Origin of the sequence: Pseudomonas sp. Sample_9 (assembly GCF_004307535.1) — a bacterium.
GTDB classification, from domain to species: domain Bacteria; phylum Pseudomonadota; class Gammaproteobacteria; order Pseudomonadales; family Pseudomonadaceae; genus Aquipseudomonas; species Aquipseudomonas mercuritolerans.
This window is the reverse complement of record NZ_RAZO01000220.1, coordinates 18,296-26,547: the sequence shown is the minus strand read 5'-3', so window position 1 is coordinate 26,547 and position 8,252 is coordinate 18,296. Positions and strand designations below refer to the sequence as shown.

General features: G+C 60.0%; 8 protein-coding genes. 7 read left to right on the top strand and 1 reads right to left on the bottom strand.

The features are described from left to right. Both proB and D6877_RS12450 read left to right on the top strand, forming a co-directional pair. The coding region (proB, locus tag D6877_RS12455) for a glutamate 5-kinase (RefSeq protein WP_130910970.1) at positions 1–669 on the top strand (669 nt) is incomplete at its 5' end. A 10-nt stretch (positions 670–679) separates the two neighbouring features. Then, complete coding sequence (locus D6877_RS12450) at positions 680–1,147, top strand: CreA family protein (protein WP_039761698.1); 468 nt, start codon at positions 680–682, stop codon at positions 1,145–1,147. Between the two features lie 184 nt (positions 1,148–1,331). Here the strand turns inward: D6877_RS12450 and rpsT are convergent, their stop codons facing one another. Next, entirely contained in the window at positions 1,332–1,604 is a 273-nt protein-coding gene (gene rpsT / locus D6877_RS12445) for a 30S ribosomal protein S20 (protein WP_003228351.1), read from the bottom strand. A 252-nt stretch (positions 1,605–1,856) separates the two neighbouring features. On the opposite strand from rpsT, the gene murJ reads away from it, so the two are divergent. From murJ to fkpB, 5 genes are all read left to right on the top strand, one after another. After that, positions 1,857–3,395, top strand: coding sequence for a murein biosynthesis integral membrane protein MurJ (gene murJ / locus D6877_RS12435; protein ID WP_016773124.1), 1,539 nt, complete (start codon positions 1,857–1,859; stop codon positions 3,393–3,395). Positions 3,396–3,524: 129 nt separating this feature from the next. Then, positions 3,525–4,463 carry a bifunctional riboflavin kinase/FAD synthetase gene (gene ribF / locus D6877_RS12430; RefSeq protein WP_016773125.1) on the top strand — a complete coding sequence of 313 codons (939 nt, stop codon included), beginning with the start codon at positions 3,525–3,527 and terminating at the stop codon, positions 4,461–4,463. A 13-nt stretch (positions 4,464–4,476) separates the two neighbouring features. Beyond that, the gene (gene ileS / locus D6877_RS12425) at positions 4,477–7,308 is read left to right on the top strand and encodes an isoleucine--tRNA ligase (RefSeq protein ID WP_130910969.1); all 2,832 of its coding nucleotides are present in this window, start codon (positions 4,477–4,479) and stop codon (positions 7,306–7,308) included. Then, positions 7,301–7,813 (top strand): signal peptidase II, encoded by a 513-nt coding sequence (gene lspA / locus D6877_RS12420; RefSeq protein ID WP_130910968.1) that lies wholly within the window; start codon positions 7,301–7,303, stop codon positions 7,811–7,813. Before ileS ends, lspA begins: the two co-directional genes overlap by 8 nt. Continuing rightward, on the top strand, positions 7,806–8,252 hold a 447-nt coding region (fkpB, locus tag D6877_RS12415; protein ID WP_130910971.1), incomplete at its 3' end, for an FKBP-type peptidyl-prolyl cis-trans isomerase. The genes lspA and fkpB, both read left to right, overlap by 8 nt.

Genomic DNA, 8,252 nt, shown 5'->3' with positions numbered 1-8,252 from the left:
GGCGACAACGACACGCTGGCGGCGCTGGTGGCCAATCTGGTCGAGGCCGATCTGCTGGTGATCCTTACCGATCGCGACGGCATGTTCGACGCCGATCCGCGCAACAATCCCGAAGCGCAGCTGATTTATGAAGCGCGCGCCGATGATCCGACGCTGGATGCGGTCGCCGGCGGTACCGGCGGTGCGTTGGGGCGTGGCGGCATGCAGACCAAGCTGCGCGCGGCGCGACTGGCAGCGCGTTCCGGTGCGCACACCATCATCGTCGGCGGGCGGCTTGAGCGTGTGCTCGATCGCCTGAAGGCGGGCGAGCGCATCGGCACACTGCTATCCCCTGAGCGCGGCATGCTCGCGGCGCGCAAGCAGTGGCTGGCCGGGCATCTGCAAACCCGTGGCACCCTGGTGCTGGATGAGGGGGCGGTGTCGGCGTTGTCCAAGGGCAACAAAAGCCTGCTGCCGGTGGGTGTGAAACTGGTTCAAGGCAGCTTCCGTCGCGGTGAGATGGTCGTCTGTGTGGCCCCGGATGGTCGGGAGATCGCTCGGGGTCTGGCTAATTACAGCGCCCTTGAAGCGCAAAAAATCATCGGTCAGTCGTCGGATGCGATTGTCGGTTTGCTCGGTTACATGGCGGAGCCGGAACTGGTTCACCGTGACAACCTGATTCTGGTCTAAGGAAAATTCGATGCGTGTAGCGAAAGGATTGTTGGGCCTGCTGATGGCCATGCCATTGCTGGCCTCGGCCGAGGAAATCGGTCAGGTGTCGACGGTGTTCAAGTTTGTCGGGCCGAATGACCGGATCGTGGTCGAGGCATTCGACGATCCGAAGGTCGAAGGCGTGACCTGCTACCTGTCGCGCGCCAAGACGGGCGGAGTGAAGGGTGGTCTTGGTCTGGCCGAGGATCGTGCCGAAGCCTCGATCGCTTGTCGTCAGGTCGGGCCGATCAAGTTCAAGGGTGAGTTGAAGGACGGCGACGAGGTATTCAAGGAGCGCACCTCGCTGGTGTTCAAGACCATGCAGGTGGTGCGTTTCCTCGACAAGAAGCGCAACACGCTGGTGTATCTGGTCTACAGCGATCGCTTGATCGAGGGTAGCCCGCAGAATGCCGTGACTGCCATCCCGATCCTGCCATGGGTGCCGGTCCAGCAATAAGCGTCACCAATCCGAACTGTGGGGGCGAGCCTGCTCGCGAAGAGGTCATGTCGGTCGATAGAAATATCAACTGACAGATCGCATTCGCGAGCAGGCTCGCTCCCACATTTTTTTGCCTGTTGCTTGTTAAATCACAGGCAATAAAAAACCGACCCTGAGGTCGGTTTTTTAATGACTACGTCGATTAAGCGGCTTCTTTCAGCGCTTTGACGTGGCCATTCAGACGGCTCTTATGACGAGCAGCCTTGTTCTTGTGGATGATGCCTTTATCGGCCATACGGTCGATAACTGGCACAGCCAGAACGTATGCAGCTTGAGCTTTTTCAGCGTCTTTTGCGTCGATGGCCTTAACTACATTCTTGATGTAGGTACGAACCATGGAACGCAGGCTGGCGTTGTGGCTGCGACGCTTCTCAGCCTGTTTTGCACGTTTTTTGGCGGAAGGTGAGTTGGCCACCGTCGAGCTCCTCGAAAGACTTTTTAGGAAATAGCAAACAAAATAGGCCGCGAATCATGCCGATGAAGACTTGTCTTGTCAAGGGCACTTGAATCGTTCCGCTAAGTGGTAGGTATAAAGAGGCGGGATATTTATTTCCGGCGCTTGACCTGTAAACTCGCGAGCTTTGGCTCTGTGCTGTTGCGGCGCGGAGTATCGCACAAGTAGGCGCATTGTTCGCCTGCTGTTTATCGACAGGCACAAACTCTCTCAATGAATCTGCTCAAATCGTTGGCCGCCGTCAGCTCTATCACGATGCTTTCCCGGATTCTGGGTTTTGTTCGTGACACGCTGATCGCGCGGACATTCGGCGCCGGGATGGCCACGGATGCCTTCTTTATTGCGTTCAAACTGCCCAACCTGCTGCGGCGCATTTTCGCCGAGGGGGCGTTTTCCCAGGCGTTCGTGCCGATCCTTGCCGAATATAAAAGCCAGCAGGGCGAAGAGGCGACGCGCACCTTTATCGCCTATGTGTCGGGCCTGCTGACGCTGGTGTTGGCGGTTGTAACGGCGCTGGGCATGATCGCTGCGCCTTGGGTGATCTGGGCCACGGCCCCCGGTTTTACCGATACCCCGGAGAAATTCCAGCTCACTTCCGATCTGTTACGGGTGACCTTTCCTTATATATTGCTGATCTCGCTGTCGTCGCTGGCCGGCGCGATCCTCAACACCTGGAACCGCTTCTCGGTGCCGGCCTTCGTGCCGACTCTGCTCAACGTCAGCATGATCGTGTTTTCGCTGTTCCTCACGCCGTACTTCGATCCACCGGTCATGGCCCTTGGCTGGGCGGTGCTGGTCGGCGGTCTGGCGCAGTTGCTGTATCAGCTGCCGCACCTGAAAAAGATCGGCATGCTCGTGCTGCCGCGCCTGAACTTGCGCGACAGCGGCGTGTGGCGGGTGATGAAGCAGATGCTGCCGGCGATTCTCGGTGTTTCGGTGAGCCAGATTTCATTGATCATCAACACCATTTTCGCCTCGTTTCTGGTCGCAGGTTCAGTGTCCTGGATGTACTACGCCGACCGCTTGATGGAATTGCCGTCGGGCGTGTTGGGCGTGGCACTCGGCACGATTCTGCTGCCAACGCTCGCCAAGACCTACGCCAGCAAGGATCGCCACGAGTATTCGCGGATCCTCGATTGGGGGCTGCGCCTGTGCTTTGTGCTGGTGCTGCCGTGCGCATTGGCGCTGGGGATTCTTGCTGAACCGCTGACTGTTTCATTGTTTCAGTACGGCCAGTTCAGTGGCTTTGATGCCGAGATGACCCAGCGTGCGCTGATTGCCTATTCTGTCGGCCTGCTCGGGATTATCGTGATCAAAGTGCTGGCGCCGGGCTTTTATGCGCAACAGAACATTCGCACCCCGGTGAAAATTGCAATTTTTACGCTGGTCTGCACGCAGTTGTTCAACCTGGCGTTGATCGGCCCACTGGCCCACGCCGGCCTTGCCTTAGCGATCAGTGCCGGTGCTTGCCTGAACGCCGGGCTGCTGTTCTATCAACTGCGCAAGCAGAAGATGTATCAACCGCAGCCCGGCTGGGGCAAATTCGGCTTCAAGCTGGTCGTTGCAGTGACCGTGATGTCGGCGGTGTTGCTGGCCGGCATGCATTTCATGCCCGCGTGGGATGAGGGGCATATGCTCGAGCGCTTCCTGCGCCTGGGCGCGCTGGTGGTGGCCGGTGTGGTGGCGTATTTCGGTATGTTGCTGCTGCTGGGTTTCCGTCTGCGCGACTTCAATCGCAAGGCCTTGAGCTGAGGTTTCAGCCTTCATGAGCAGGCATGGGCCGGCGGTTTTGTCGGCTCGTTCACTTTGCGTTACGGTGTTGCCTGTCGTCGGCCGTCGGGTGTGGTTATAATCGACCACTTTATGAGCAAGAAGCGCGTTATGCAGCTGGTTCGAGGCCTCCACAACTTGCGCCCCCAGCATCGGGGCTGCGTCGCCACTATTGGCAACTTTGACGGTGTTCACCGTGGTCACCAGGCTATCCTGGCCCGGCTGCGTGAGCGTGCGCTCGAGTTGGGCGTACCCAGCTGCGTGGTGATTTTCGAGCCGCAGCCACGGGAGTTCTTTGCTCCCGACACCGCACCGGCGCGTCTGGCGCGGTTGCGCGACAAGCTGCAATTGCTGGCCGCTGAAGGCGTCGACCGGGTCTTGTGCCTGGCCTTCAATCAGCGCTTGAGCAAGCTCAGCGCCAGTGAATTCGTCGATACCATTCTGGTCGATGGCCTTGGCGTGCAGCATCTGGAGGTCGGTGACGATTTCCGTTTCGGTTGCGACCGCCTCGGCGATTTCGACTTTCTGATGCAGGCCGGGCAGGTTCACGGTTTCACTGTCGAAGCTGCGCAAACCGTTGAGCTGGACGGCATTCGCGTCAGCAGCACGCAGGTGCGCAACGCCTTGGCTGCGGCCGATTTTGCCTTGGCCGAACGCTTGCTCGGCCGTCCGTACCGCATCGCCGGTCGCGTGCTGCATGGTCAGAAACTGGCCCGGCAACTGGGCACGCCCACTGCCAACATTCAACTCAAGCGTCGTCGCGTGCCGTTTACCGGGGTGTATCTGGTGAATGTCGACATCGACGGCAAGACCTGGCCCGGCGTCGCCAATATCGGCGTGCGCCCCACGGTGCAAGGAGATGGCAAAGCCCACCTCGAGGTCCATCTGTTAGATTTTGCCGGCGATCTGTATGACCGGCGTTTGACGGTGGTTTTCCACCAAAAGCTGCGTGAAGAGCAGCGCTTCGCCTCTCTGGAGGCATTGAAAACGGCGATCAATGCGGATGTCGCCACCGCCCGTGCACTAGCCGCACCTAGCGCCCATCGCTAATGAAGAGCCTTAAATGACCGACTATAAAGCCACGCTAAACCTTCCGGACACCGCCTTCCCAATGAAGGCCGGCCTGCCACAGCGCGAACCGCAGATCCTGCAGCGCTGGGACAGTATTGGCCTGTACGGAAAGTTGCGCGAGATTGGCAAGGATCGTCCGAAGTTCGTCCTGCACGACGGCCCTCCGTACGCCAACGGCACGATCCACATCGGTCACGCACTGAACAAGATTCTCAAGGACATGATCATCCGCTCGAAAACCCTGTCGGGTTTCGACGCGCCGTACGTCCCGGGCTGGGACTGCCACGGCCTGCCGATCGAGCACAAGGTTGAAGTGACCCACGGCAAGAACCTCGGCGCGGATAAGACCCGCGAGCTGTGCCGTGCCTACGCCACCGAGCAGATCGAAGGGCAGAAGTCCGAGTTCATCCGTCTCGGCGTGCTGGGCGACTTCGCCAACCCGTACAAGACCATGAACTTTACGAACGAGGCCGGTGAAATCCGCGCCCTCGCCGAAATCGTCAAGGGTGGCTTTGTCTTCAAGGGCCTCAAGCCGGTGAACTGGTGCTTCGATTGCGGTTCGGCTCTGGCTGAAGCGGAAGTCGAGTACGAGAACAAGAAGTCGTCGACCATCGACGTTGCGTTCCCGATCGCTGACGAGGCCAAACTGGCTGCGGCGTTCGGTCTGGCCTCGCTGAGCAAACCTGCTGCGATCGTGATCTGGACCACCACCCCGTGGACCATCCCGGCCAACCAGGCGCTGAACGTGCACCCGGAATTCAACTACGCCCTGGTCGATATCGGCGACAAGCTGCTGGTGCTGGCTGAAGAGCTGGTCGAAGCCTGCCTGGCGCGCTACGGCGTGGAAGGTTCGGTCATCGCCACCACCACCGGTAAAGAACTTGAGCTGATCAACTTCCGTCACCCGTTCTATGATCGTCTGTCGCCGGTGTACCTGGCTGACTACGTCGAACTGGGCGCTGGCACCGGCGTGGTTCACTCCGCCCCGGCCTACGGCGTTGACGACTTCGTGACCTGCAAGAAATACGGCATGGTCAACGACGACATCCTCAACCCGGTGCAGAGCAACGGCGTGTACGTGCCGTCGCTGGAATTCTTCGGCGGCCAGTTCATCTGGAAGGCCAACCCGGCCATCGTGGAAAAACTGACCGAAGTCGGTGCGCTGATGCACACCACCGTCATCGAACACAGCTACATGCACTGCTGGCGCCACAAGACCCCGCTGATCTACCGCGCCACCGCGCAGTGGTTCATCGGCATGGACAAGGAGCCAACCAGCGGCGACACCCTGCGCGTGCGCTCGCTCAAAGCCATCGAGGACACCAAGTTCGTTCCGGCCTGGGGCCAGGCGCGTCTGCACTCGATGATCGCCAATCGTCCGGACTGGTGCATCTCGCGTCAGCGCAACTGGGGCGTGCCGATCCCGTTCTTCCTCAACAAGGAAAGCGGCGAGCTGCACCCGCGTACCGTCGAGCTGATGGAGGAAGTCGCCAAACGCGTTGAAGTCGAAGGTATCGAAGCCTGGTTCAAACTCGACGCTGCCGAACTGCTCGGTGATGAAGCGCCGCAGTACGACAAGATCAGCGACACCCTCGACGTCTGGTTCGACTCGGGCACCACGCACTGGCACGTTCTGCGCGGTTCGCACCCGATGGGCCACGAGAGCGGCCCGCGTGCCGACCTCTACCTGGAAGGTTCCGACCAGCACCGTGGCTGGTTCCACTCCTCGTTGCTGACCGGTTGCGCCATCGACAACCACGCGCCGTACCGCGAACTGCTGACTCACGGCTTCACCGTCGACGAGTCCGGGCGCAAGATGTCCAAATCGCTGGGCAACGTGATCGCGCCGCAGAAGGTCAACGACACCCTGGGCGCCGACATCATGCGTCTGTGGGTCGCTTCGACCGACTACTCCGGCGAAATGGCGGTGTCCGAGCAGATCCTGCAGCGCAGCGCCGATGCCTACCGTCGTATCCGTAACACCGCGCGCTTCCTGCTTTCCAACCTGACCGGTTTCAACCCGGCCACCGACCTGCTGCCGGCTGAAGACATGCTGGCGCTGGATCGCTGGGCGGTGGATCGCACGCTGCTGCTGCAACGCGAGTTGCAAGAGCACTACGGCGAATACCGTTTCTGGAATGTGTACTCGAAGATCCACAACTTCTGCGTGCAGGAGCTGGGTGGTTTTTACCTCGACATCATCAAGGACCGCCAGTACACCACCGGCGCCGACAGCAAGGCCCGGCGCTCGTGCCAGACCGCGCTGTTCCACATCTCCGAAGCGCTGGTGCGCTGGATCGCGCCGATCCTCGCCTTCACTGCTGACGAACTGTGGCAATACCTGCCGGGCGAGCGTAACGAGTCGGTCATGCTCAACACCTGGTACGAAGGCCTGACCGAGCTGCCGGAAGGCTTCGAGCTGGGGCGCGCCTACTGGGATCGCATCATGGAAGTGAAGGTTGCGGTCAACAAAGAGATGGAAATCCAGCGCGCGGCGAAAGCCGTCGGTGGCAACCTGCAGGCCGAAGTGACGCTGTTTGCCGAAGAGGCGCTGAGCGCCGATCTGGCCAAGCTGAGCAACGAATTGCGCTTTGTCCTGATCACCTCGACTGCCAGCGTCGCACCATTCGTGCAGGCTCCGGCCGATGCAGTGGCTACCGAAGTCAGCGGTCTGAAACTGAAGATCGTCAAGTCGGCGTTCCCGAAATGCGCACGTTGCTGGCATTGCCGTGAAGACGTCGGCGTGAACCCGGAACATCCGGAAATCTGCGGGCGTTGCGTCGACAACATCAGCGGCGCTGGCGAGGTTCGTCACTATGCCTGATGCCATTGGCCGTTTCGGACGGCTGAGCTGGCTGTGGTTGAGCTTGCTGGTTCTGGTCATTGACCAGGCCAGCAAGTACTACTTCGAAAGCAAGCTCGAAATGTTCCAGCAGATCGTGATCATTCCCGATCTGTTCAGCTGGACGCTGGCCTACAACACCGGCGCTGCCTTCAGCTTCCTCGCCGACAGCTCCGGCTGGCAGCGCTGGCTGTTTGCGCTGATCGCGATTGTGGTCAGTGCGGTGCTGGTGGTCTGGCTCAAGCGTTTGGGTCGCAACGACACCTGGCTGGCCGTCGCCCTGGCGCTGGTGCTGGGTGGCGCGCTGGGCAACCTGTATGACCGCGTTGCCCTGGGCCATGTGATCGACTTCATCCTGGTGCACTGGCAGAACCGCTGGTATTTCCCCGCGTTCAACATTGCCGACAGCGCGATTACCGTTGGCGCGATCATGCTGGCACTGGACATGTTCAAATCGAAGAAAACCGAAGAGGCTGCTCATGACTGAACCGCTATCGACTGAGCAACGCATCGGCCAGAACACCGAAGTCACCCTGCACTTTGCCTTGCGCCTGGAAAACGGTGACACCGTCGACAGTACCTTCGACAAGGCGCCGGCAACCTTCAAGGTCGGCGACGGCAACCTGCTGCCGGGTTTCGAAGCCGCCCTGTTCGGCTTCAAGGCCGGCGACAAGCGCACTCTGACCGTCGAGCCGGGAAACGCTTTCGGTCAGCCGAACCCGCAGAACGTGCAGACCATCCCGCGTTCGCAGTTCACCGACATGGAGTTGTCGCCGGGTCTGCTGGTGATCTTCAACGATGCGGCCAATACTGAATTGCCAGGAGTGGTGAAGGAATTCGATGACACGCAAGTGACCGTCGACTTCAACCACCCGCTGGCGGGCAAGACGCTGACCTTTGACGTGGAAATCATTTCCGTCAAAGCG